This window comes from Acinetobacter sp. ACNIH3 (genome assembly GCF_002918965.1).
Classification (GTDB): Bacteria; Pseudomonadota; Gammaproteobacteria; order Pseudomonadales; family Moraxellaceae; genus Acinetobacter; species Acinetobacter schindleri.
The window spans coordinates 1-25592 of record NZ_PQLP01000033.1; the positions used below are offsets into that span (position 1 = coordinate 1).

21 protein-coding genes and 1 rRNA gene are annotated in these 25592 nt (G+C 44.1%); 12 read left to right on the forward strand and 10 right to left on the reverse strand.

Annotated elements, in window-relative coordinates; genetic code table 11:
• Positions 1-220: ribosomal RNA gene (locus tag C3420_RS12185) — 16S ribosomal RNA — on the reverse strand; the annotation flags it as partial.
• A gap of 544 nt (positions 221-764) precedes the next feature.
• Between C3420_RS12185 and C3420_RS12195 the strand changes: the two genes are divergently transcribed.
• From C3420_RS12195 to C3420_RS12220, 6 genes are all read left to right on the forward strand, one after another.
• Positions 765-1652, forward strand: a complete 888-nt coding sequence (locus C3420_RS12195; protein ID WP_103800684.1) for a VacJ family lipoprotein — start codon at positions 765-767, stop codon at positions 1650-1652.
• Positions 1653-1754: 102 nt separating this feature from the next.
• Positions 1755-2723 carry an RsbU family protein phosphatase GigA gene (gigA, locus tag C3420_RS12200; protein WP_103800685.1) on the forward strand — a complete coding sequence of 323 codons (969 nt, stop codon included), beginning with the start codon at positions 1755-1757 and terminating at the stop codon, positions 2721-2723.
• 112 nt (positions 2724-2835) lie between these two features.
• Positions 2836-3354, forward strand: coding sequence for an anti-anti-sigma factor GigB (gigB, locus tag C3420_RS12205; protein WP_004812973.1), 519 nt, complete (start codon positions 2836-2838; stop codon positions 3352-3354).
• Between the two features lie 24 nt (positions 3355-3378).
• The gene (locus C3420_RS12210) at positions 3379-4203 is read left to right on the forward strand and encodes a carbon-nitrogen hydrolase family protein (RefSeq protein ID WP_103800686.1); all 825 of its coding nucleotides are present in this window, start codon (positions 3379-3381) and stop codon (positions 4201-4203) included.
• A 102-nt stretch (positions 4204-4305) separates the two neighbouring features.
• The gene (locus C3420_RS12215) at positions 4306-4731 is read left to right on the forward strand and encodes an organic hydroperoxide resistance protein (protein WP_076753114.1); all 426 of its coding nucleotides are present in this window, start codon (positions 4306-4308) and stop codon (positions 4729-4731) included.
• Between the two features lie 192 nt (positions 4732-4923).
• Positions 4924-5316: a DUF4951 domain-containing protein gene (locus C3420_RS12220; RefSeq protein WP_103800687.1), complete on the forward strand. Its 393-nt coding sequence runs from the start codon at positions 4924-4926 to the stop codon at positions 5314-5316.
• Positions 5317-5362: 46 nt separating this feature from the next.
• Here the strand turns inward: C3420_RS12220 and gspE are convergent, their stop codons facing one another.
• Positions 5363-6856: a type II secretion system ATPase GspE gene (gene gspE / locus C3420_RS12225; RefSeq protein WP_004812979.1), complete on the reverse strand. Its 1494-nt coding sequence runs from the start codon at positions 6854-6856 to the stop codon at positions 5363-5365.
• 103 nt (positions 6857-6959) lie between these two features.
• On the opposite strand from gspE, the gene C3420_RS12230 reads away from it, so the two are divergent.
• Positions 6960-7781 (forward strand): hypothetical protein, encoded by an 822-nt coding sequence (locus tag C3420_RS12230; protein ID WP_004812982.1) that lies wholly within the window; start codon positions 6960-6962, stop codon positions 7779-7781.
• Between the two features lie 9 nt (positions 7782-7790).
• On the forward strand, positions 7791-8714 hold the full coding sequence (locus C3420_RS12235) for a mechanosensitive ion channel family protein (RefSeq protein ID WP_076753112.1): 924 nt from the start codon (positions 7791-7793) through the stop codon (positions 8712-8714).
• A 136-nt stretch (positions 8715-8850) separates the two neighbouring features.
• Here C3420_RS12235 and C3420_RS12240 read toward each other — a convergent pair whose 3' ends face one another.
• Positions 8851-11553 carry a DUF2339 domain-containing protein gene (locus C3420_RS12240; protein ID WP_076753111.1) on the reverse strand — a complete coding sequence of 901 codons (2703 nt, stop codon included), beginning with the start codon at positions 11551-11553 and terminating at the stop codon, positions 8851-8853.
• Positions 11554-11714: 161 nt separating this feature from the next.
• On the opposite strand from C3420_RS12240, the gene polA reads away from it, so the two are divergent.
• Positions 11715-14471 carry a DNA polymerase I gene (polA, locus tag C3420_RS12245; RefSeq protein WP_103800688.1) on the forward strand — a complete coding sequence of 919 codons (2757 nt, stop codon included), beginning with the start codon at positions 11715-11717 and terminating at the stop codon, positions 14469-14471.
• A 287-nt stretch (positions 14472-14758) separates the two neighbouring features.
• Here the strand turns inward: polA and C3420_RS12250 are convergent, their stop codons facing one another.
• From C3420_RS12250 to ppx, 5 genes are read right to left on the reverse strand one after another with little or no spacing between them, the layout of a single operon-like run.
• Complete coding sequence (locus C3420_RS12250; RefSeq protein ID WP_004889875.1) at positions 14759-15328, reverse strand: YggT family protein; 570 nt, start codon at positions 15326-15328, stop codon at positions 14759-14761.
• Between the two features lie 33 nt (positions 15329-15361).
• Entirely contained in the window at positions 15362-16192 is an 831-nt protein-coding gene (gene proC / locus C3420_RS12255) for a pyrroline-5-carboxylate reductase (RefSeq protein ID WP_004889878.1), read from the reverse strand.
• Positions 16193-16194: 2 nt separating this feature from the next.
• Positions 16195-17568, reverse strand: a complete 1374-nt coding sequence (gene tilS, locus C3420_RS12260; protein ID WP_103800689.1) for a tRNA lysidine(34) synthetase TilS — start codon at positions 17566-17568, stop codon at positions 16195-16197.
• Positions 17505-18329, reverse strand: a complete 825-nt coding sequence (locus C3420_RS12265) for an acetyl-CoA carboxylase carboxyltransferase subunit alpha (protein WP_004812992.1) — start codon at positions 18327-18329, stop codon at positions 17505-17507. The genes tilS and C3420_RS12265 overlap by 64 nt, the downstream gene beginning before the upstream one ends.
• A 30-nt stretch (positions 18330-18359) precedes the next feature.
• Positions 18360-19880 carry an exopolyphosphatase gene (gene ppx, locus C3420_RS12270; protein WP_103800690.1) on the reverse strand — a complete coding sequence of 507 codons (1521 nt, stop codon included), beginning with the start codon at positions 19878-19880 and terminating at the stop codon, positions 18360-18362.
• Between the two features lie 264 nt (positions 19881-20144).
• Here ppx and trxA point away from each other — a divergent pair, with 264 nt between their 5' ends.
• The 3 genes from trxA (at position 20145) to C3420_RS12285 (ending at position 22768) form a co-directional block, all read left to right on the forward strand.
• Positions 20145-20471 carry a thioredoxin gene (trxA, locus tag C3420_RS12275; RefSeq protein WP_004812997.1) on the forward strand — a complete coding sequence of 109 codons (327 nt, stop codon included), beginning with the start codon at positions 20145-20147 and terminating at the stop codon, positions 20469-20471.
• 328 nt (positions 20472-20799) lie between these two features.
• Positions 20800-22068 (forward strand): transcription termination factor Rho, encoded by a 1269-nt coding sequence (gene rho / locus C3420_RS12280; protein WP_004812998.1) that lies wholly within the window; start codon positions 20800-20802, stop codon positions 22066-22068.
• 412 nt (positions 22069-22480) lie between these two features.
• On the forward strand, positions 22481-22768 hold the full coding sequence (locus C3420_RS12285; RefSeq protein WP_004813000.1) for a hypothetical protein: 288 nt from the start codon (positions 22481-22483) through the stop codon (positions 22766-22768).
• Between the two features lie 104 nt (positions 22769-22872).
• On the opposite strand, the gene C3420_RS12290 is transcribed toward C3420_RS12285, so the two are convergent.
• Positions 22873-23169 (reverse strand): integration host factor subunit alpha, encoded by a 297-nt coding sequence (locus C3420_RS12290; protein WP_004813003.1) that lies wholly within the window; start codon positions 23167-23169, stop codon positions 22873-22875.
• Complete coding sequence (pheT, locus tag C3420_RS12295) at positions 23166-25547, reverse strand: phenylalanine--tRNA ligase subunit beta (RefSeq protein ID WP_004889885.1); 2382 nt, start codon at positions 25545-25547, stop codon at positions 23166-23168. Before pheT ends, C3420_RS12290 begins: the two co-directional genes overlap by 4 nt.
• Positions 25548-25592 lie beyond the last annotated feature (45 nt).

The following is a 25592-nucleotide window of genomic DNA, read 5'->3' on the forward strand; positions in this document are numbered from 1 at the left end:
TATTAGCGCAAGGCCCGAAGGTCCCCTGCTTTCTCCCGTAGGACGTATGCGGTATTAGCGTTCCTTTCGGAACGTTGTCCCCCACTAATAGGCAGATTCCTAAGCATTACTCACCCGTCCGCCGCTAGGTCCAGTAGCAAGCTACCTTTCCCCGCTCGACTTGCATGTGTTAAGCCTGCCGCCAGCGTTCAATCTGAGCCATGATCAAACTCTTCAGTTTAAAATCAATAGTGCTTTATTCAAAACACCAAATCTGGCTCATCAATTTTCTGACATTAATTTCTCAAATAAACTTCGAGTAATTTCTACCATTCAATCAATGAAAATAATTTCGATCAATCAACCAGTAAAAATCCACACAAGTTGTTCTTCATAATCTCTTAATGATCTTCTTGCTACTTCGTCAGCAGCAAGCTAGGTCGGCTATATTACTCTCTATCTCTAGAAAGTCAACCAGTAAATCAGATTATTTTTAAACTTATCAAATAAAACCTAACTCAACCAATCTTAACTAAGTTACTGTTTTATCAGAAGTTTTAATCTTCATCACCGCCGATGGATGTGCATTCTACAGCATTTCAGGAGGCTTGCAACACCTTTTTTAAAAAAAACCTCTCCACATGTGTATTTTTTAATCTTTTCGTGTGTTTTCCTTCATTTTTTATACAAATTTGCTTAAATGATGTTTATTCCTGAATATAACGTTTATTATTTTCATATTAATAAGTAGTGCTACTTACCCGGAAAAGGCCTCAGGTTACCTTATGCATCGTTCTATTTACTTAACTCTATGTTTATTTTCTTTAGCTTCAACTGCACAGGTTTTTGCTGAGGTGACTACCGATATGGAAAATCTAGAAAATGAGCCTGAAAAAACGCCCCTTAGAACAAAAATTTCCAATAAGGCGCAACAATTACAGACACAATTGAAGGTCGATGCCAGAGCAGCACAGGCTGAAGAAGTTAAAGATCCCTTTCAGCCACTAAATAGAAAGATCTATCAATTTAACGATGTCATTGACCGCAACGTGTTACGACCTGTAGCCGTAAAATATGTGGAAAAGGTTCCGAAAGATGTTCGCGGCAGCTATACTCAGTTCCGTAATAACCTGGGTGAACCCTGGAATGTAGTCAACCAGTTAATTCAAGGTCGTCCTGCACGGGCTGCCAAGTCCCTAGGCCGCTTTACCATTAATACTCTAACGACTCTAGGTTTGGCAGATCCTGCCCGTCGCCTGGGCTTGAGTCATGAAGATGAAAGGCTGGGAATTACTTTAGGTTATTATGGAGTGCCTTCTGGCCCTTATATCATGCTGCCACTTTTAGGTCCAAGCTCTGTCCGCGGGGTAATTGGTAGCGCTGTAGATAGCCAGGCTCGTCCACAAAAATATATTCTTGATGATAATGACGGACTTTACTGGAGTGACCAGTCTTTGCGTGTTATCGACACTCGTTCTGAAATACTGGACGTCGAAGGGGTATTGACTGGTGATCGTTATGCACAGATTCGTGACATTTATCTGCAACGTACCAGTTATGCAATTGCTGAAAAGAAAGGCGTGGAATCTGAGAGTCTATTCACTGATATAGATGATGAATTTGAAGATGAGTTTGATGAAGATCAGAGCGATTCGACAGAACCAACCTTTTAAGTAAATAATTTCAGCAAGATTATCGGTGAAAAAGATTCGCCGGTAATCAATAGCTTGTTATAGTACATCTAATAAACAAATTTGGGATTAGTTCATTTCCTTATGTATTTTATTCAGCCGACTCGTGATGTTCCTTATCTTGATCAAGTCCTTGACACGCTTCCAGATGTGCAGATGATTGGTCTTGAAGATCATGAGTTGTATGATCAGACTATTCTTGCAATTTCCGATGTGCATGATTATCTGAAATACCAATGGAATTTTCCTACCATTGTCCTGGCTTTGGAAAATGAAGGAGCTGAACTATCTCAAGCCTGGGAGCAAGGTGCTCTTGCCGGGTGGATCTGGAACAAACTTCCAGCTCAGCCTCTCCTCGCTTTACAAAAAATTGATGCGCAATATAAAAGAAACCAGGATAGTCGCGACTTACCTTCCGCAGCAGAGTTACAACAAAGATTACTTCCCAACCCGATTGAGCTTTTGAACTATCAGGTAGAAACATATTTTCAGCCTTCCGCTTATCTTTCTGGTGATTGGTACGATTACTGGAAAATTAGCGACAAAGAAGTGATGTTCTATCTGGCTGATGTGTCTGGACATGGTGTCACCAGTAGTTTACTTACATCATGGATGGCGGCTTTTCATGGCCGTTCCAAATCGCCACGTGAACTGATCAAAAAGCTGAATGGCATGCTGGTTCAGGAAAATATTGAAAAACATATCACCATGATTGCTGGGGTTTTAAACCTTGAAACTCATGTGGTGCGCTGGTCCAGTGCCGGGCATTATCCACCGCCTATTATTTTTGAACCCAATCAGGCACCCAAAATTTTATCGACCAGTAGTTTTCCACTCGGGCTGACCGAAGAACTAGAAGTAGATGAACAGGAATTCGTCCTGAAACGTCATGCCCGATTCATTTTATGTTCGGATGGTGCCCTGGAACCCTTTGATGGCGGTTTGAATGAACAGTTTGCACAGCTGGTCTATCACTTGCAAAATCAATCTTTTCAAGCGCCGGAGCATGTGGCAGACGATATTGCCTTCCTTAGCTTCATACGTATGAATTAGTAATATAATTATTGCTTTAATAGATACTTAAATTAACTCAGACCTTCAGCTACTTGAGTATCAAACTACCCTATGGGATAATTTAATATCCTTCTCTGCAAATGGCATTTATATGTCAACAGGTCATGTTGAATATGCAAGTTTGAACGGAACGCATATTTTTAAGCTTATTGGCGAAGTGCGTGCACAATCTTGCATAAGTCTAGACAAGTTACTGAACAAAATTGAACAGCAAGATAATGTCGTTGGTGCGATCGTTGATTTAACTGAAACCAGTTTTATTGACAGTACTGTACTCGGCGTTCTTGCAAAACTGGGTTTGAAACTGAAACAAGTGCATCATATCCAGGCTGTCATGCTCTCTACCAATTCAGATATTACAACCCTGGCCAATAGTATGGGTCTGGGACAGGTATTTGTGATCCTGAACTATTGTGGAGATTCGCATGTCTGCACCCGTGCCCTGATCGAAGAGCATGTAACGCATCGTAATATGCTCACTACGGTCTTAGATGCGCATAAGACATTGATGAAACTCAATGAAAGCAACAAAAATATGTTCGAACCTTTGGTTAAACAGCTGCAAAAAGAACAGGACAATCTCGATAAGGTGTCCGAACCCAATATTTAATCTTAATTTTCCAGGAAGGAAACGATGACTTTACTCTCTGTTGTACAAATGAATTCTCAGAATGAAATTGAAGACAATTTCAGAACGATAGAATCCTTGATTCAGCAGAGTAAAGCCGCTGGTGCTGAACTGATCGTCTTTCCTGAAAATTTTGTCTGCTTTGCTGCCGGAAAACAACGCGAAACTGCGGCGCAGTTTGAAGACATTCAGCAACGCCTCGAAAAACTGGCACATCAACATCAGATCTGGATTATTGCTGGCACCCTGCCTTGTCCGTATCGCCCGGATGGTTCAGTGATTGAAGATGGTCGTGTCCGTACGGTAAGCCTGTGCATTAGCGCGGAACGTACTGAAGCACGTTATGACAAGATTCATTTATTCGATGTGCAAGTGGGTGATGCTGTCGGTGGCTATCAGGAGTCCAAATTCTTTGAACCAGGTACAGATGTCGTGGTTGCGAAAACCCCATTTGGCAATATTGGCTTGATGGTGTGTTATGACCTGCGTTTCCCTGAATTGGCACTGACTTTACGTCAACAAGGCGCCAATATTCTGACTGCCCCTTCTGCTTTTACCTATACCACAGGTCAAATGCATTGGCAGTTACTTCTACAAGCACGTGCCATGGATACTCAGTGTGCTGTGCTTGGCGCTGCACAACAGGGCTGGCATGGAGAAAAACGTCAGACTTGGGGACATACTGCAGCCACCAATAGCCGCGGTCAGGTACTAGATATGGTACATGCGGAAGGTGCTCAGCTGATCACGGTAGATTTTGATTTAAAAGAACAGTATAAAGTCCGTGAGTCCATGCCATTGATGCAACATCGAAAATTGATCCAGTTTTAAAGTTTGCGATTTTCCTGCATAAAATAACAAAATCCCTGCTTATTCCTGTTTAAAAATCATCGAGCATAGAAACTCCATGAAAAAATAACAGGGATTCATATCATGTCATTAGAAAAAACTGTCTATACCGCCCATGCCAAAGCAACAGGTGGCCGCGATGGTCGGGTTACTACGGATGATCAACTGCTGGATATACAACTCGCAGTACCAAAGGAAATGGGTGGTTCAGGCGGTGGTACCAATCCTGAACAGCTCTTTGCTGCTGGCTATTCAGCCTGCTTTTTAGGGGCGATGAAATTTGTGGCTAATCGAGACAAACTGAATATGAGTAAAGAGGCTTATATTGAAGGTGAGGTAGGGATTGGTCCGATCCCAACTGGCTTTGGTATTGAAGTTACCCTAAATGTTCATCTGGAAGGTATGGATCAGGACGAAGCTCAAAAGCTGGTGGATGCCGCGCACATTGTCTGCCCGTATTCTAATGCCACCCGTAATAATATTGATGTCACGCTAAATGTGATTACTTAAGATCCAGTAGACAGCTATCCTGAAAAATCTGTTTTCAGGATAGCCTTGATCCAGTATAAAAATTCAATTCTTAGTTGGCGGGTCTTCAGCTTTTTAAATACTGTTTTCATCTTCCTATTTCAAAAAGATAACAATTAGACAGATAGTTATATATAATGATTCTTATTTACATTTATTATTGGGTTTATTTTAATGTTAAAACCTCTTCTCCTCAGCACGCTGTTTTTAAGTATCCCTATCTCCTCTCTTGCAGATGTGCAAGTTTCTGAAAAAATTCGCCCTCAAGTTAAATCCTTGGTGAATCCAGATATTGATCGACTCGCTATCCCTCCTATACCGCATAACATGAGCCTGCCTGAGTTTGGTCAAGGTGTAATTGGCTGGGGCACAGGTCCTCAAGATGCAGAAACACGTTTGAATCATGTCAGTAAAGCTGATGTTGAAAAGATGAAACAGGCGGGTTTAACTGTAGAAATAGCGAAAACCTGGCAAAATTTTTATAAAAATGAGACTCAACGCAATGCCGGCAATCCAACCGCTCCATTGCGCGCCCAACTCATGAAGAAAATTATCGACTTGTGGTAATTTATTAAAAAGCAGTCCAACTGGCTACTTTTTAACAGTTCTATCATTAAGCTAGTTCTGCTGCTTCGTTGGTGACACGCAGTACTTCTTCCACCGTCGTCTTACCTGCCAGCACTTTACGTAAGCCATCATCACGAATAGAACCAGATTGTTGACGTGCGTAACTTTCTAACTCGTATTCTGGTGCATTACCATGAATCAGACGGCGCATATGATCATCCACCGGGACAATTTCATAGATCGCAGTTCGACCAGTAAAGCCTGTATGTGAGCAGCGTTCACAACCTTTTGGCTGTGGTAATTCTAATTGTGTCCCATTATGGACATGGGCAAACAGACCTTGTTCAAATTCATCCGCTACATGCCAGGTCGCACAATGTGAACAGAGAGTACGTACCAGACGCTGGGCAACCACCCCGATCAGTGAACTGGATAATAAGAAAGGTTCAATCCCCATGTCTTTAAGACGGGTTACTGCACCAATTGCAGTATTGGTATGCAGGGTTGATAAAACCAGATGACCTGTTAAAGAAGCCTGTACTGCTATTTCTGCTGTTTCTAGGTCACGAATCTCACCCACCATGACAACATCGGGATCCTGACGAAGCATCGCTTTTAAAGCACGGGCAAAGGTCATATCCACTTTGGTATTTACCTGCGTCTGCCCAATACCTTCCAATTGATACTCGACCGGATCTTCCGCGGTCAGGATATTCTTGGAACCATCATTCAGATCGGAAAGTGCTGCATACAGTGTCGTCGTTTTACCCGAACCAGTGGGGCCAGTGACTAGAATAATCCCATGTGGACGATGTACCAAAGTCTTGAGGCGATCGTAATCATTATTCATTAGACCCAAATGGGTCATGTTCAGGCGACCGGCCTGTTTGTCCAATAGACGCATTACCACGCGCTCACCATACGAAGATGGCAAGGTAGAAACACGGACATCGACTTCACGCCCTGCTAGGCGCAACGAAATACGACCGTCTTGGGGAATACGCTTTTCCGCAATATCCAGCTTGGCCATGACTTTAATCCGCGAGACTAACAGCGGTGCCAGTTCACGGCGTGGCTGTACAATTTCGCGTAACTGACCATCAACCCGCAAGCGGACTGAAAGTTTCTTCTCAAAGGATTCAATATGAATATCGGAAGCACCCACACGGATTGCTTCTGAAAGTAAGGCATTGATCAGGCGGACAATCGGCGCATCATCTTCCTGATCCATTAAATCTTCAGCTTCAGGGACAGAATCGGCCAGACTAAGCAAATCTGGATGGTCTTCCAGACCAGCTGCGACTTGTTGTGATTCGCCACTGTCTCCAGCGAAACTGCTACTGAGTAATTGGCTAAATTCGTGATCATTGCAGAGCTGATACTGGGCAGGATGGCCTAAAAAACGGCGTGCTTCCTGCAATGCAAGCATCGAGGTATTATCACGACGGACGATAAAGACCTGATCCCCTTCATAACGCAACAACACCCCATGGCGTTTGGCAAAACTATAAGGGATTTGTAATTGTTTCAGTACTTGCATCGTAGAATTATAATAATAGTGAAAAAATTTAAATTGAGTGTACTCTAAGCACATGACAGCGTGAAGTATGTTTAGAAAGATTTAGTACGAAAGGACAGCCGCATTGCCACACGATCAAGTTGATTTTTCCTCTGCTCAGCCCTCTATTCATTGGTGGGGGGAACAGAATTTTGAAATAAATGAGTCCAAAGCCTGGCAATTTGGTTCGCTGCTGTTCCGTCTGACACGTGGCTTGCAGGAATGGCGTCTGGAGTATTACCGCCCTGTGGTACAGTTTGACTATGAGCAGAAATGGCACCAGATCGAAGATCCCCATTTTGCCTTTCCCCAGCCAGTGAAAATTGAACGCTATATGTTCAAGTCCACCAAAAGTAAACTGCGACTCATGCCTCGTCTGGCAGATCGTTCTGTAGTGATCAAACCCGTCGATCCCATTTATATTCCTGCCGGGCAACGCGGAACCTTATATATCAGTACGCCACTGTGGATTGCCGGTTTTGTCGATGGACAGCGAGATCCAATTTTTGATGTCCCGGTAATTCTACCCAAAGATACCTGGTTTGGCCCGAATCATCGTTCTGGGGAAATTTGTTATGCCACAGCAGTCGATGGTCGTACTGAGCTAAAACAGCTGACGCCGCGTGCATTTCGTGCTGTAACTCCAATTGAATTCCACAATACCAGTAATCAGCAACTGCGCTTTGACCGTATGAATGTACCCGTGCCCGCCCTACCACTGTTTTTCAGTGCCAGTACAGGACGTCTTTGGACCTCGCAAATTAAAGTCCTGCATGAAGGTCTGGATCGCCCACCTCGAATTCGGATTGAAAACCGTACCCCACCACATGCCGGTGAAGTGGACTATCTACATCCGCCACGTGACCCTGCAGGCAACCTGTTCAATATGTTTGATTCATTCTTTTAAGGACGGCTAATGGCAAACTCAAGTATTTCTGCTGAAGTCACCAATAGCCTGAAAGGCGTATTTACCAGTATCAATACTGATCGGCTGACAGAAATTGCTGTCGCAATCGTACTGTGTTTTATTGGTTTTTTAATTGCACGTTTTTTCTCGAATGCCTTTATCCGGACGATTGGTCTACGTTTTAATGCCCATCAGCAAATGGTCTGGCGTCGTGGGATTTTTTACTTCATTTTCCTGCTGTTTGTCATGGCCAGTTTAAAGGAAGCTGGTTTTAAGCTCAGTGTCTTCTTAGGTGCAGCAGGTATTTTGACAGTTGCACTGGGTTTCGCATCTCAGACCTCAGCATCTAACCTGATCAGCGGTATGTTCCTGATTGGTGAAGGTTCTTTTGAAGTTGGTGATACCATTCAGATTACCCTGATTCGTGGGCATACCATTGAAGGTGAAGTCATTTCGATTGACCTGCTCTCAGTCAAATTATTAACCCAGGATAATATCTATGTCCGGTTGCCGAATGAGCAACTGATCCGTGCCCCGGTACACAACCTGTCCAAATTTCCGATCCGGCGAATTCCGATCACATTGGCGATTAATTTCCATGAAGACATTATCAAGGTTCGTGAAGTGCTGCTAGATGTAGCAAACAAATATCCAATGGTGCTTGCTGATCCAAAACCAGCTGTGACAGTAACTGCTTTCCGGGAATCATCCATTGAATTACTATTTGCAGTCTGGTGCCAAGGTGAAAACTTTTTAAAAGTTCGTGATGAAATGCAGGAACGCATTCGTAATGGTTTCCTGGAAAATCATATTGAGATTCCTGTACCAAAAATGGGCTTTGTAGATCATCCGCTTGCGCGTCCGCTAAAAAATGAAGATGTTGATCAATATGCCAATGAGAAGGAATTGAAGAGGGAGCCGGATTTAAAATAACTTTTTTTAAATCCCTCCTAACCTCGCTTTACAAAGAGAGGAATTGTCATAAAAAGCCGCTCTTTTCCTTGCACATTGCTTAAAGCTTGCAGGGTTTGGGAGATTAAATTAACGCTCAAATGTAGTTAATTTAGATTCAAACCCTCTTCTCCCCATCCGGCATTGGTGCAATATAAGCAATCAACAACATCACTCCACCTGCCAGCAAGAAGGACAATACTCGAGTTAAGGTCCCGATATGAGACAGATCAAACAGCACCAGTTTTAAGGTTACAATCACCAGAATACTACCACCCAGAATCCACATCGGTTTCAGGGCTTTCAATGCCGCAATCCACATCGTTGCAAAAGCCAATAGCACCCATAGAATGGTCAAGCTCAACTGGACTGTGGCATTACTCCACACTTCCAAACTGTTCAACGGCGTTCCTAAATACATATGCAAGGCACGCAATACAATATAGCTAGATAGCCAAAGTAAACTCAGTACCATGAGTACTGCCATCATTCCTTTATCTCGCCCTGCCCTAATCTGTTGCAGCAGCATCCAGATGAAGCTGACCAACATGGCAATACTCACCAGATCAAAAGGATTTAAAACAGGAAGCAAATAGAACTCAAAGGCCTGCTGACTGAGCAGCTGTGAACATAACAACCAGGCTGCCATCAGAATCAAGGTACTGTTGCTTTGCCACAACATCGGCCAAGCAGAATCCGCAGATTGTTTATAAGACCAGAAACACAGACCTAATGGCAAAATCACCATACTGATATAGGGCATACTTGGAATCAGACATAGGCTTGCCAGAGTCAGACTTACTAGAGCCCCTAAACTCACCCATTCTTTTGAAAGCAACAAGCCTGAGGCTGGTCGCAGCCATTGCCAGGCTAACAATAAGGTGGATAATCCAAAGATACTCCGGGCAAATTGACTCTCCCAAATCAGTATACCATTTTCACTTTGATCAATTGCCAGAACCACACCAGCAAAAACCAATGGCGTTAAGCCACACCATTTTGGCACCAGCCAGCTCCAGTCCTGATTTTTTCTGAAGATAATCTCATTGAGAACAGCAAAAATCAGTGCAACTGTAGCTAGACTATAAATATGGGCATCTGGCGAACTGAACTCATCTTCCAATAAGGCAAACAGCATCAGACTGGCTGAGAAACTGAGTAAGCTCAAGAAACCAGTACTCAGCCCATCTAGTTGCTGGATATAACGCTCTTTGAACTGGCTAATCAAGACCACAGCCAGATAACAGCCACTCAGTATCCAGAAGATGTGTCGTGGTGTTGGATTCAGCTCAACCAGATAATACAGACTGCTCAGCCCAGCCATGATCAGTAAGCCCATACTCAAATATTGCCCAACTTTGAGATTCTTTTCCAAAGCCCAGAAATAAATTAAGACGCCTTCTACTGCCCAACCCACTACGCTCCATTCACTTTCCAACAAAATTGGTGGAATCAGGGCAATAAAAATCAACATCAGACTGAGATAGCTATTGGCAATGATATTCAGAGTATGACTACGCCGCGATCCTAACCAGCAAACTGCGAATACTGCGGCATAAATCAGGCTCAGTCCTGCCTGCCATGTACGTTCATTAAAATGAATCAGATACAGGAAAATATAGGCTGTAATTGGCGCGGCAAAAATCAGGGCAATGTCCAGAATTGGCTTGAGCTGGAACCTGCTCAGGTCATCTTTAGCGAGTAACTGACTAAAACGAAATCCCAGCCAAATAAACACGGCACTATGTGCCAGAATCAAGCCAGTCATGCTATAGCGCTCAGAAGTGTAGCCATGAATCAGCGCATAGATTCCCCCAACAATCGCAGTGACCAGAAAGGCAATCTGATTCAGCGTCTTCCAGGGTTTTAAGCTGGTCAGCGTTGCTACTCCGATATTAATGACCAGATAATAAGCAATCAGCTCTACAGCGGTGGCATCCCGTACAGGCAAAGTAAATGGTGCAATATAGGCAATTAACAGCGCCATCACCGTCAATTCAAAACTATTCTGCTTAAAACTGAGATATAGCGTCATGGCCATAATCAGCACAAATAGCACTGATGCCATCAACAGACCAGGAATGACCAGATTGTAATAGGCAAAGAATAAGGTCAGAAACAGCGCACTTAATCCCAGACCCTCAAGTGCCAGCGCAAAACTGCGGTTTTTCTCGATCAACCAATAGCCCAGCCCAGCAACAGCCATACTTGCCAAAGCAATCAGCCCCAATTTCATTGCCAGACTGATTTGCCAATGCTCCGTTGCAAAACGTAGTAACAGGACAATCCCGACAACCAGAATCCCGATTGCAGCTTTAAGTACCGGATTGCCTTGAAAAATCCAGCGCTGGATCTGATCAATTAAACCCGGTGAAGCATGATCAACTTGAGCCGGCTGCTGAAAGGCTGGCAGTGGAACTGGCTGAGAATTTAGAGTGTCCTGACTTGGCGCCGAGTGAATACGATGCTGCAACTGTCGCAATGACAGCTCTATTCTTTGCAACCATCGGAACAGGAAGAAAATCCAGGCCGTGACGCCCAGCCCCATCAACCACTTCAGGTCGATGACACCTCCCACAATGGCAATCAGAGAAGAAATATATAATGGAACTTTGGAATAACCAGAAATAGACAACTGATGTTCAGCAGTGATCTCTTCAAGTGGCTGCTGCACTGCATTGACATACTGCATTACACTCATCAGAAAACCGAGCCCACATAAATAGCTGACAATCTCGTAATCCAGATACCAGGCACTCAAGCCTACAATCACCAGGCTGATCAGCCACATCATGCGTAATTCATTTTGTCCTGTTGTCATTCTTATATTTTCCAGTCCCATACCACTCCATCATACAACATGCCGCCGCCGGTTATTTCATCTTCGGTCATTATTCGCTAAGCTGTTGCCACAGACTTGCTCAGCGGGCACGCTAAAAATCACGTACAATAACGCTATTATTTGAATAAGGAATTGAATACATGCCACCATTTGTCTTGGTCGATGGCTCTTACTTTTTATTTCGTGCCTTTCACGCGCTGCCACCGTTAACCACGTCAACCGGTTTACACACCAATGCAATTCGTGGTGCAATTTCTGCCATTCAAAAACTGATGCGCCGTGTCCAGCCTACACATATGGCGGTGATTTTCGATACCCCTGAACCCACTTTTCGTCATGAACTGTCACCCATCTACAAGGGTGACCGCCCAAGCATGCCGAGCGAGCTTGCCGAGCAAATCCCCTACCTGCATGCATTGATCAAAGCCTTAGGAATTCCACTACACGCCCTGCCAGGCGCAGAAGCCGATGATATTATCGGAACACTGGCAAAACGTGCTGAAGCCATGGGACATCAGGTACTGATCTCTACGGGTGATAAAGATATGGCCCAGCTGGTGACAGAAAAAGTAACCCTGGAAGACAGCTTTAAAGAAAAGCCACTCGATGTAAATGGTGTATTTGAAAAGTTTGGGGTCTGGCCAAATCAGATTATCGATTACCTGACCCTCATGGGCGATGCCTCAGACGGTATTATGGGTGTACCTGGCGTCGGTGCCAAAACCGCAGCCAAATTACTGAATGAATATGGCTCAATTGGTGGCATTCTGGAAAATGTCGACAAGATCAAAGGCAAAGTCGGACAAAATATCAAAGACAATGTGGAAGGCATTACGCTGGATCATCAACTGGCCAGTATTGTGATCGATTTGGATTTGAGCTTTGGTTATGATGATTTAAAACTTGCTGAGCCAAATGTTGCCAAACTACGCGAACTCTATACCGAGCTTGAATTCCGTAACCAACTGCAATCTCTGGATCATCCAAACAATCCAAACAATAGCAATTACAAGCAGGCAGCTCAGTCGATTACAACCAAACCTGTAGCGCCAATAGAAGAAGATCATGCGTCATTGACCAGCAGCGATGATCAACTGGGACAGGCGACTTATCACACCGTGCTGAATCAGGCAGATTGGGATGCTTTATTTAATCGTTTAAATACTGCCAAACGTTTTGCTTTTGATACTGAAACCACCAGTCTGGATTATCGTATTGCTCAAATCGTGGGCTTCTCGGTGGCTTTTGATGCAGAGGATGCCTATTACGTACCGCTGGCACATGACTATGAGAATGCGCCTGAACAGTTAAATCGTGAAACCATCCTTGCGCAAATCAAACCCATTCTGGAAGACGACAATATTCAGAAAATTGGCCATCACCTGAAATATGATGCACATGTCCTAGAAAATCATGGAATCCAGCTGGCAGGCTGGTACTTCGATACCATGCTGGCGTCTTATGTGCTGAACTCAGTGGCAACCCGTCACGGTATGGATGACGTAGCACGGCTTTATTTAAGCCACCTGACCACGACCTTTGAGCAGATTGCCGGTAAAGGTGCGAAACAGAAAACCTTTAACCAGATTGAGATCGAAACTGCAGCACACTATGCCGCAGAAGACGCCCATGTCACTTATCGTCTGTATGAAGTGCTGTATGAAAAACTGAAAGTGCATCCAGAGCTGCTCAACATTCTGCTAAATATTGAAATGCCGGTCGCACGTGTATTGACCAGCATGGAAGAAAATGGCATTCAGCTAGATCTGGCTTTCCTGGATCAGTTGGGCTGTGACTTTGCTGAAACCATGAAAAATCTGGAACAGCAGATTGAAGAAATGGCGGGCGAATCCTTTAATGTCAGTTCACCGAAACAGGTTGGTGAAATCCTGTTTGATAAGCTGGGTCTAAAAGGTGGCAAGAAAACCACAACAGGTCAGTACAGCACCAGCGAAAGCATTCTGGAAAAGCTTGAGCATCCAATTGCCGAGTTGATCCTGAACTACCGTGGTCTGTCCAAGCTGAAAAGTACTTATACTGATGGGCTCTGTAAACAGGCCAATAATGATACTCATCGTGTACATACCAGCTATCATCAGGCACTGACTGCAACCGGTCGTTTATCCTCAACCGACCCAAACCTGCAGAATATTCCAATTCGTGAAGAAATTGGCCGTCAGATCCGTAAAGCCTTTGTCGCGCCAGAGGGTCGTATATTACTTGCAGCCGATTATTCCCAAATTGAATTACGTCTGATGGCACATTTGTCTCAGGATGATGCACTGGTGGATGCTTTTATTCACGGTCAGGACGTCCATCGTCGTACCGCGGCAGAAGTCCTCGGTATTGCCCTGGAAGATGTGACCAATGATCAACGTCGCCAAGCCAAAGCAGTAAACTTCGGTCTGCTTTATGGGATGTCCGAGTTTGGCTTGACTCGTCAGCTGGGTTTTACCCGCCAGGAATCACAGGAATACATCAAGCAGTATTTCCACCGCTATCCGGGTATTTATGAATATATGCAGCGTACCCGTCAGGTTGCGCTGGAACAGGGCTTCGTGGAAACCATTCTTGGCCGCCGTTTGTATACCCCAGATATTGATGCTCGCAATATGATGATACGTAAAGCTGCTGAACGTGCTGCAATCAATGCCCCACTGCAAGGTTCAGCTGCCGATATCATCAAGATGGCGATGATAGAAGTCGACAAGATGTTGCCAAAAGACCAGGCCAAAATGCTGCTGCAAGTCCACGATGAATTGGTATTTGAAGTTGATGAAGCGATTGCTGACGAACTGGCATCTAAGCTGGCTGAAGTAATGCAGTCTGTAGTGCAGATCTCTGTACCTTTACTGGTAGAAGTAGGCAAAGGCAAGAATTGGGATGAGGCGCACTAACGTGCTTTGAACCCCTCTTTCAGAGGAGTTTCAGGAGATTTATATTAGCCCTCCCCCCAGCCCTCTCCCCAAGGGAGAGGGAATTACACCTAATTTTAATTACTATGAATAATCTTATTAATTCCTTCTTCTTTTTTTAAGATAAAGAATACTATTACTTCTCAGAGATGAATTTGTAGGAAGTTGCTTCTCCTCTCAGGAGAGAGTATGGAAAGGTAAAACCTCTTTTGAAATTCATAACAAATAAAAAAAGGACGCTTAGGCGTCCTTTTTTATATTCTTAAATCTTAGAAACCAGTCAACAACACCATGGCCACTTCACGCATGATCAGATCAACCACCATCAGTGCCAGAATCGCCAGAATTGGAGACAGGTCGATCATCCCGATATTCGGCATGATACGACGGAATGGTGCCAATAATGGCTCTGCCAGTTCCTGAACCACTTCAATATAAGGTGAACGGGATTGAGTAAACATCACCACCCAACTCAAGATAATGGTCGCGAAAATCAGATAACGACAGAAACGGATCAGGTCCTGAATCATGGTCACAAAAGTCAGTATTAACAGATGAATTGGACCATTTGGCATACCACCAGAAAGATACATCATGCCAAAAATTTTCAGCAAATACAGCACCACCAATAATGCCAGCGCGGCAGTATTTACCCGACCCTTCGCCAGAGTTGGCAGAATACGACTAAACACATCTACAATCTTGGTGGCCTTTACAGTTGAAAGTACCACCGGATTGTAAGGACTCACCGAAGCCAACTGCATTAAAAAGCGGAAGAATACGAGCAAAATTGCGACGTTAATGATAATGCCAAAAATTAGCGCAGAATTTGCACCCATACCTGAAGGTTCCTAAATATTAAATTTGAAAATTTACTTACTGCTGTCGCTAAGCTCTTGAGCGAGCTCCTGACTGCGTTTTGCAGCAGCAGCCAGAGCTGCCTGAATGTTTTGAGAAATCTGGGCCTGATCAAAGACTTCTAGTGCAGCCTGAGTCGTGCCATTCGGTGAAGTCACATTTTTACGTAATTCAGCTGGTGTATTTGCACTGGTAATTGCCATTTGCGCTGCACCTAATGCAGTTTGCAAGGTCAATGCAGTTGCAACTTTCTCATCTAGCCCCAGGTTCACACCTGCACGGATCATGCTTTCCATCATATAGAAGAAATAAGCCGGACCTGAGCCAGAAACCGCCGTTACAGCATCAATTTGCGCTTCAGAGTTTACCCAAATTGTCAGGCCAGTTGAAGCTAAAACCTGACTCGCCAGCTCACGGTCTGCTGTACTCATGTCTGCATTGGCGAATAAACCATGCGCGCCAGTCTGTACTAATGCTGGTGTATTTGGCATCACACGAACAATACGATCGGTACCAAGTAAGCTAGACAAAGTCGCAATTTCAGCACCTGCTACAATGGAAATAACCAATTTACCGTCCAACAAACCTTGCAGCGGTTTAAGCACATCCGCTAGCACCTGTGGCTTCACCGCAAATACCACAATATCGGCATGTTTGATTGCAGCAATATTATCATCAGTAACATTCACTTCTTTTTCAGCAAGCAGTAGACGCACTTTTTCGACTGGATCAGAAACTGTAATACGGGTTGCCGGCAAACCACGTGCAATCAAGCCACCAATTAAGGCTTGAGCCATGTTACCACCACCAATGAAACTGATATTACAATTTAAAGCTGCACTCATTTTTAATGCTCGTCTTTGTGTTCTGAAATTGAAGAGACTGAAATTGGCTGCCACCCCTCCACCTCACAATAGGCAGATTCAGCCAACCAAAATCCTTTGGGCGTAAACACGCCTAGCATAACATCATCTATGCTTAATATTTGAATTGTATGCCGCATCCATGGAAATATTTGCGCATCCTGAATGGCTTTTTTCAGTGGCCAAGAACCGACACGTCCACATAAATGAATCTTTTCGCCACCTTGGCGCTGTGTCAGTTTCAAGTGCTGATTCAATAAATCCAATGATAAACCGATTGCCGCAGACTGAATCTGAAACTGTCCTGAAGGCAAATCAATACGATCCTGAAGTCTGAAAATCATCTGCTGTTCGCCAGAAAATGGCTGTTGACCTGCCAGATAAATTTCTTTACTGAGCTTATAGACCAGCTGCTGATAACGCACATAATAAAAACCTTGCCAATGCAAAGCCGCCTGGGCATCTGCACGGGCATGAATGACTTCACGTTGTAAGCGCTGCACCATATCCAGTGCAGGCCGGTACTGTCCTTCCCCTTTCATCCAGTTAGATAGCAGCTGGCGCTGGCGCGCCAAAGACAGTTCAGAAAATTTAGATAAGTCTAAAATATTATCTTGGATACAAACAGCCGTATCCTGTCGCAATACATCCTGCAAGATTTCCTGGGCATCCTGCATCAGATCCGTGGTTCGGGCTAAAGCTGCCTGCATTTTTGGAAAGCGCTCACTTAATAGCGGCCACAAAATCTGACGTGCCCAGGCACGATCATAATCATTATTCTGATTGCTCGGATCTTCAATATTCTGAATATTCAGGTCAGCGGCCCATTGGCAAATCTGCTCACGGGAAATATCCAAAAGTGGACGCCAGATGGTTAAATCTTCTCGTATATCTACCCGCTTCATGGCAGACAGACCATCGACTCCTGCCCCAGATAGCAAACGCAGCATCAGTGTTTCTGCCTGATCCTGCTGATGATGCGCAAGAACTAGAATTTCATTGGACTGTAGATGCTTCAGATAGGCCTGATAACGTGCTTCCCGGGCCTGATTTTCCAGATTACCCTGTGTCACCTTAACTGGCTGGACAATACAGGGAATACTCAGCTTTTGGCATTCATGCTGAACAAATTTACCCCATTCAGCGCTACCACTTTGCAGCTGATGATCGACATAAATCGCACGGATTTTTTCCGGGCACAAAAAAAACATCAGATGCAGTAACAGCATGGAATCCACGCCGCCACTGCATCCGATGAGAAATTTTGTCTCTGCAGGAAAGTCCTGCAGCTGTTTTAAGAAACCAGACCTAAATTGTCGCTGCCAAACTTCATTAAACGCTGGTAACGTGCTTCGCATCGTGCCTCGGCTTCCATCGGTTGCAGTTCATTCAGCGCTTCTTTCAGTACTGCTTTCAGGTCTTGCATTACCTGATCAGGATTTAAATGAGCGCCTTCACCTTCATCCACTACATATTCCACAATACCCATATGCTGCAGTTTTTCTGCAGTCAGTGCCAATGCTTCACTGGCTTGTTCAGCTTTGTCCGCCGTTTTCCACAGGATCGATGCACAGCCTTCTGGTGAAATCACAGAATAGATACTATGAGATAGCATCACTACACGGTCTGCCACCCCAATACCCAGTGCACCACCAGAACCACCTTCACCCAGTACAGTCGCAATCACCGGTACTTTCAGGTTAGACAACTGTGCCAGACTTGTAGCAATCGCTTCAGCCTGACCACGCTCTTCTGCGCCTACGCCTGGATAAGCGCCCATCGTGTCAATAAAGGTAAATACAGGCAGATTAAAACGCTCTGCCATATCGAGCAGGCGTTGTGCCTTACGGTAACCTTCAGGATTCGCCATCCCGAAGTTATGCTGTAATTTTTCACGGGTACTACGGCCACGGTGCTGGCCAACAATCATCACAGGCTGACCGTCAAAACGCGCCAGACCACCAATCATTGCACCATCATCACCATAGAGACGGTCACCATGTAAAGCATCAAATTCAGTGAATATTTCACCCACGTAGTCCAGGAATTGTGGACGTTCAGGATGACGTGCAATTTGCACGGTCTTCCATGCTTTTGATGGAGTCGCTTTATTTTTCATAGGTTAACCGTTTTCATCCCTATAAAGGTGTTAATCAACAAATTGTTCAGACTGAATTGCGAGATCAATTTCCCAATTCCTAAACTGCACCTGTTCATCATGCAGTTCAGCCACCAGTAAAGGCCATTGTCGGGCATCACCGGCTAAGCTGAGTTGCCATTGTTGCGCATTCTTCACCTTCAGTTCAATGGCAGGAAGCATCTCATCGCTACGACTGTGATTGACCAAAACCGCCAGACGAAGCAGTAAACACAGGTACAAAAGTCGAGAACCACCGACTTTGTTGACATCTATCCTGGCATCAGCGCGCAATTTACGGCGATGATGTGCGACCAAATGTGACAGATGATTCTGGTCAACTTGCGAGAAACCGGCAATGTCCGAGTGCTGTAACAAATAAGCCCCATGACGATGATAACCACTATGACTGATCGCCAGACCAATTTCATGCAGATAAGCTGCACGACGTAACAGATCACTGTCTTCGCTATTTAAAGCTAAAGGTTGTTTCACATCATCAAACAGTTTTTGCGCGGTTTTTACCACACGTTCTGCCTGTTTGGTATCGGCATTATAACGCCCCATCAAGGCATGCACAGAACGGTCACGGATATCCTCGTGCTGGAAACGCCCGAGTAGGTCATACATCACGCCTTCACGTAATGCCCCGTCAGAATAGGTCAGGTAATCAATATTCAGAATATCAAAGACGGCATACAGAATGGCAATTCCTGCTGGCAACACCGCACGGCGGTCTTCTTTAAGGCCTTCAAACTCCATGTCCGTGACATGTTTATATTTGAGCAATTTATCTTTGATTTTTTCCAGGCCTTCACGCGTCAACTCCTCGCGCTCGTTACTCCAGCCCATATTGACACAGATCTGGCGGCAGGCTTTGATGGTGCCACTCGAACCGACCACAGCATCCCAGCCTGCTGCTTTATAGGTATTGGCAATACCGGAAATTTCTTTACGTGCCGCCGTAACGGCTTTATCAAAGGCCTTTTGATTAATATCGCCATCTTCAAAATAAGCTTTGGTAAAGGCAACACAACCCATCTGCACGGATTCGGTATGAATCGGTTCAAATTCCTCACCAATAATCAGTTCAGTTGAACCGCCACCAATATCTACTACCAGACGACGGCCACTATTGGCCATGGTATGTGATACACCTAAATAGATCAGACGGGCTTCTTCTCGACCTGCAATAATTTCGATGGGTTTCGGTAAAATTTCTGCTGCCTTTTGAATAAATTCATGGCCATTTTTTGCCTGACGCAAGGCATTAGTCGCCACGATACGTAAACGATTTGGCTGAACCGAACCCAAACGCCCCACAAAGCGTGCCAGACAGGCTAGACCACGTTGCTGCGCAGCTTCAGTCAAATTCTTATTTTCGTCCAGGCCTGCTGCAAGCTGAACTTTTTCTGACATTGATGCCACTTTTTTGACTTCGCCGTGGTCCACTCGAGCAATGGCCAAATGAAAGCTGTTTGATCCCATATCGATGGCGGCAAGTAATTCTTCATCAATCAAAAAGTCAGACATTCCAGAAATAAACCTTTAACGAATTGTGCTTAGAGTAATTCACAACCATGCAATTTAAAAGCCATTTGTATCGACAATTTAATCCCTTTTAGTTTTTTCTTTCTATGTGACAATTGTGTTACACGATTATCTCTATCGTGATCATCCATTAGACAAATTGACAATATAGGTTGAAAATTTGCATATTCCCCTACATTGTTAAAGAAGGCTATGTAATACTAAGAATTATAGCCATCTTTAAAAAATTATTTTCTGGAGCACTCCATGTCTGGCAACATCGTAAATACTACTGACGCAAACTTCGAAGCAGACGTTCTTCAATCAGACGTTCCTGTATTGGTTGACTTCTGGGCTGGCTGGTGTGCGCCATGTAAAGCAATTGCTCCTGTACTGGAAGTACTTGCTGACGAATACCAAGGTAAAGTAAAAATCGTAAAAGTTGATGTGACTTCTTGCGAAGCCACTGCAGTGAACTATAGCATTCGTAATATCCCAGCTTTATTGATGTTCAAAAATGGTGAAGTGGTTGCGACTCAAGTTGGTGCAGCACCTAAATCTAAATTAACAGCGTTCATTGAAGAAAACATTTAATCAACGCTGTTTTAAAGATAAAAATACGTGATCAGATATCGCGTATTTTTTTCGCCCAGAATAAATTGACAAACGCCTGTTTCTCTCTTATATTGCTCATTCAAGAGATCAGGAATACTAAATCCTGTCAATTTCTTACAAGACACAATACATAAGATGCCGCTCGGCAATAGAAATTGTTTTTTCACATTTCTCTTTGAAACAATCAAACAAACCTCTGAATTGTTCTTGTGCAAATTCAATTGCTGTCGTTTGAATGCTTGTATGCGGCCGAATGTTACTCCCTTTCTAACCTGTACCTCAGAACTTTGATTCTATCCGACCACCTATGAATTTAACCGAACTCAAGAAAAAACCGATTGGCGAACTCATCAAGATTGCCGAGTTTATGGGCCTAGAAGGCATGGCCCGTAACCGCAAGCAAGACATTATTTTTGCCATCTTAAAGCGCCATGCGATGAATGGTGAAGAGATTTTTGGTGATGGCGTTTTGGAAATTCTGTCAGATGGTTTTGGCTTCTTACGCTCTGCGGCAGGCTCTTATCTGGCAGGTCCCGATGACATCTATGTCAGCCCTTCCCAGATCCGTCGTTTTAACCTTCGTACAGGCGATACTATTACTGGTACCATTCGCCCACCGAAAGAAGGTGAACGTTATTTTGCACTTCTAAAAGTGAACCAGATTAACTACGACACACCTGAGAACTCTCGCAACAAGATTCTGTTTGAAAACTTAACCCCATTATTCCCAACTGAGCAATTGGTCATGGAATTGGGTAATGGTACCACTGAAGATTTGACAGCTCGTGTAGTCGATCTGGTTGCCCCAATCGGTAAAGGTCAGCGTTCTATTATCGTTGCACCCCCGAAAGCCGGTAAAACCATGTTGCTGCAAAACATTGCACAGTCAATTGTTCGTAACAACCCTGAATGTTTCCTGATTGTACTGCTGATTGACGAACGTCCTGAAGAAGTAACGGAAATGGAACGTACGGTTCGTGGTGAAGTTATCGCTTCAACCTTTGATGAATCTCCGGCGCGTCACGTACAAGTGGCTGAAATGGTAATTGAAAAAGCCAAACGTCTGGTTGAACATAAAAAAGACGTAGTGATTCTGCTTGACTCAATTACCCGTCTGGCACGTGCGTACAATACTGTAATTCCTTCATCTGGTAAGGTATTGACAGGGGGTGTGGATGCACATGCACTTGAACGTCCAAAACGTTTCTTCGGTGCGGCTCGTAATATCGAAGAAGGCGGTTCACTGACCATTATTTCTACTGCATTGATTGAAACCGGCAGTAAAATGGATGAAGTGATCTACGAAGAATTCAAAGGTACAGGTAACCAGGAAATCACGCTTGATCGTCGCATTGCTGAGAAACGTGTATTCCCTGCAATGAACATCAAGAAATCGGGTACCCGTCGTGAAGAACGTCTGATGTCAGAAGATAATCTGCGTAAAGTCTGGATTCTGCGTAAGCTTTTGCATACCCAGGACGAACTGGCGGCAATGGAATTCCTGCTTGATCGCATGAAAGAAACCAAGACCAATGATGACTTCTTCGATCAGATGAAGCGCAAGGCATCTAACTAAGTCCTCAAAAATTATAGAAAGGTCATCTAAAACGATGACCTTTTTTATTTGGGTTGACATTGATTACACAAAGAAACAAAGTCTATGATGATTTGTAAACTTATTTGCAAGTTTATGATTAATAAAATAATGGTAAGAAAAATTGTATAAGTTTTAGAGGTTTAAATCGCCTTTACCCCATATAAGTCTTTCCTTTAATTGTTATTTTCTGTTAAAAAAACCATGAATTTCATGCGTTTTTTGCACTTTTTTGAACTTGCCCTGTAGCAATTAAAAATGCGCAGTGATAGCATATTTGCAGACCAGTTAGACTGCTCCTGCGTTGTTAGTACCTAACAAAATTAGGAATAATAAAAGCACATAACAGGCTAACGTCGGTTTTTTTTAATCTCAATTTTTAGAGAGTGATGCCATGTTATTCAAAAAAATCGCTATTGCTGCTGCAGTTGCTACTACTTTAGCTTTCGTTGGTTGTGCTAAAAAAACTGAAGATGCTGCTGCTGACGCTAACCAAGCTGCATCTGAAGCTGTAGAAGCTGCATCTGAAGCTGAAGCTGCTGCTGACGCTGCTGCTGTAGAAGCTACTTCTGAAGTTGCTGCTTCTGACGCTGCTGCTGTTGCTGAAGCTGACGCTGCTGCTGCAGTTGCTACTGACGCTGCTGCTGACGCTACTGCTGCTTCTGAAGCTGCTGCTCAATAATCTAACGATTATTCAGTACGAAAAAGAGAGCCATTGGCTCTCTTTTTTTATGCCTATAAAAATCGAAATTTCTACCGGCAATCTCTATCAAGAAAAAAAGCAGATCAATTGACCTGCTCAGTTCCCACACGCTGACGGAACTTCTGCCCCGCACGGAAGGTTACGACCCGGCGTGCAGAAATCGGAATTTCTTCACCAGTCTTCGGATTACGGCCTGGACGTTGACGCTTGTCACGCAACTCAAAATTACCGAAACCTGATAGTTTGACTTGCTCACCCGAGATTAGCGCCTGGCTAATCTCATCAAAGAACAATTCGACCATTTGTTTTGCTTCACGACGGTTTAAACTCGTGAGCTCACTTAAATGATCAGCCATCTCTGCTTTAGTTAGTGCTGTCATGAAGCCCTCAATGTCGCTTGATAAGTGTTTTCTAACACTTGCAGGATATTATCCATGCCTGATTTAATTTCAGCATCTTCCAGGGTGCGGGTTGGATGCTGCCAGAGAAGAGCAAATGCTAGAGAACGCTTGCCTTCTTCTACCCCTTGTCCAGTGTACACATCGAACAACCAGTTTGACTCCAGGAGCTCACCACCAGTCTTTTCGATAAGTCTCTGAATTTCGCTAACATTAATCTTATCACTAATTAAAAGCGCAATATCACGTCGAACCGACGGAAAACGTGATAATTCTGTAAAATTAGATACATAAGTTTGCAAAACGGCTTTTTGATCGAGTTCAGCGACCCAAGTGGTTGCTAAATCCAGCTCATCTTCAAGTGATGGATGTAAACGACCTAAATAACCAATCGACTGACCATTAACCATAATTTCAGCAGATTGACCAGGATGCAACCATGCACGCTCTGAACGAACATATTCAACATTCAGACGAGCTGCTGCCAGAATTTCTTCCACATCACCTTTAAAGTCAAAGAAATCCATTGGCTGTGGCTTACCATGCCATGATTCATTGATACGTGAACCAGTCGCAATCAGGGCGAAAGTTGGAATCTGTTTCAGGTCATGAATCGATGCAGCATCCTGATAATCAAAACGCAGACCCAGCTCAAAGAAACGTACGCGGTTTTGCTGACGATTGACGTTATATTGCACACATGGAATCAAACTTGATAACAGGGTTGAACGCATTACCGCTAAATCACTTGAAATCGGGTTTGCCAATGCTAATGGATTTACTGCAGGGTTGAGCTGTTTTTCCAGTTTCAAGTCAGCAAAGCTAAAACTGATCGCTTCTTGATAACCCAAAGTCACCGCAGTCTGACGAAGCTGAGCCACTTCGAACTGATCCTGGTATTTTGCAAGTTTGACATCAATCACAGGCAAACTGATTTGAATATTGTCATAACCATGAATACGTGCAACTTCTTCGATCAAGTCCTGGTAGATTGCCATATCATAACGGTGTGACGGTGGTACCACAGACCATTGACCTTCTGCTTTCACAGTCACTTCACAGCCCAAACGCATTAACGCATCGGTAATGAAGTCTGATTCAACTTTATAACCCAGAAGTTGATCTACTTGTGCCTGTTCAAGTTCAATTGCTTCACGTCTAGGCAATACTGCTGGATTTTCTGCAACTGTAATTGGACCAAACTCACCGCCTGCAAGTTCAGCAATCAGCTGAGACGCACGGTGCATTGCCATCACTGGCAATTCAAAGTCCACACCACGCTCATAACGCTGAGAAGCATCCGTATGTAAACCGAAGCTACGCGCACGACCTGCAATGTGTAAAGATGCAAAGAATGCAGACTCCAGGAAGATCTCAGTGGTTGCATCCGTTACCGATGAAGACAGACCACCCATGATGCCCGCAATCGCCAATGCTTTTTCATCATCTGCAATCACCATCACTTTTTCGTTCAGTTCAACTTCCTGTTCATTTAACAGCACCAGCTTTTCCCCGGCTGTTGCTTGACGAACGTGAACTGCACCTTGAACCTTGCCACCATCAAATGCGTGCAACGGTTGACCCAGCTCGATCAATACATAGTTGGTAATGTCGACCAAAATGCTGTGCTGACGGATACCCGAACGAGCAAGCGCACGTTCCATCCATTCAGGGGTTGGCGCTTTGGTGTTGACGTTTTTGATCAAACGACCTAAGTAACGTGGACAGCCTTCAGTCGACACCACCACTTTCTTTTCATCAGCAATGGTTGCAGCCACTTCTTGAATTTCTGGCGCAGTCACTGGCAATTGGTTAATCACACCAATTTCACGTGCAATACCACGAATGCTGAAACAGTCACCACGGTTTGGTGTGATGCTGATGTCAATCACGTTGTCATCTAAGTCTAAATATTCACGAATATTCACGCCTACAGGTGCATCGTTTGGTAATTCTAAAAGACCATCAATTTTGTCTTCTAGATCAATTTCCGATGCGCCGCAGAGCATGCCTTGGGACTCAATACCACGAAGTTTGCCCTTCTTGATTTTGAAATCGCCCGGCAAAACCGCGCCAATCGTTGCCACTGGTGCTTTCATGCCTGCACGTACGTTTGGCGCACCACACACGATTTGGAGTGGTTCACCTGAACCGATATTCACGGTAGTTACACGTAAACGGTCTGCATTCGGGTGCTGTTCAACAGTCAGAACTTCACCTACAACAACACCTGTAAATGGTTTTGCTGCTGGAGATAAGTCATCAACTTCTAGACCAAGCATGGTCAGTTGATCAGAAAGTTTCTCGCTGTCGATGGCTGGGTTAACCCATGTGCGTAGCCAATTTTCGCTAATTTTCATTGATATAAAACCTGTAATTCAAATCTCTAGAATCCCCCTCTAACT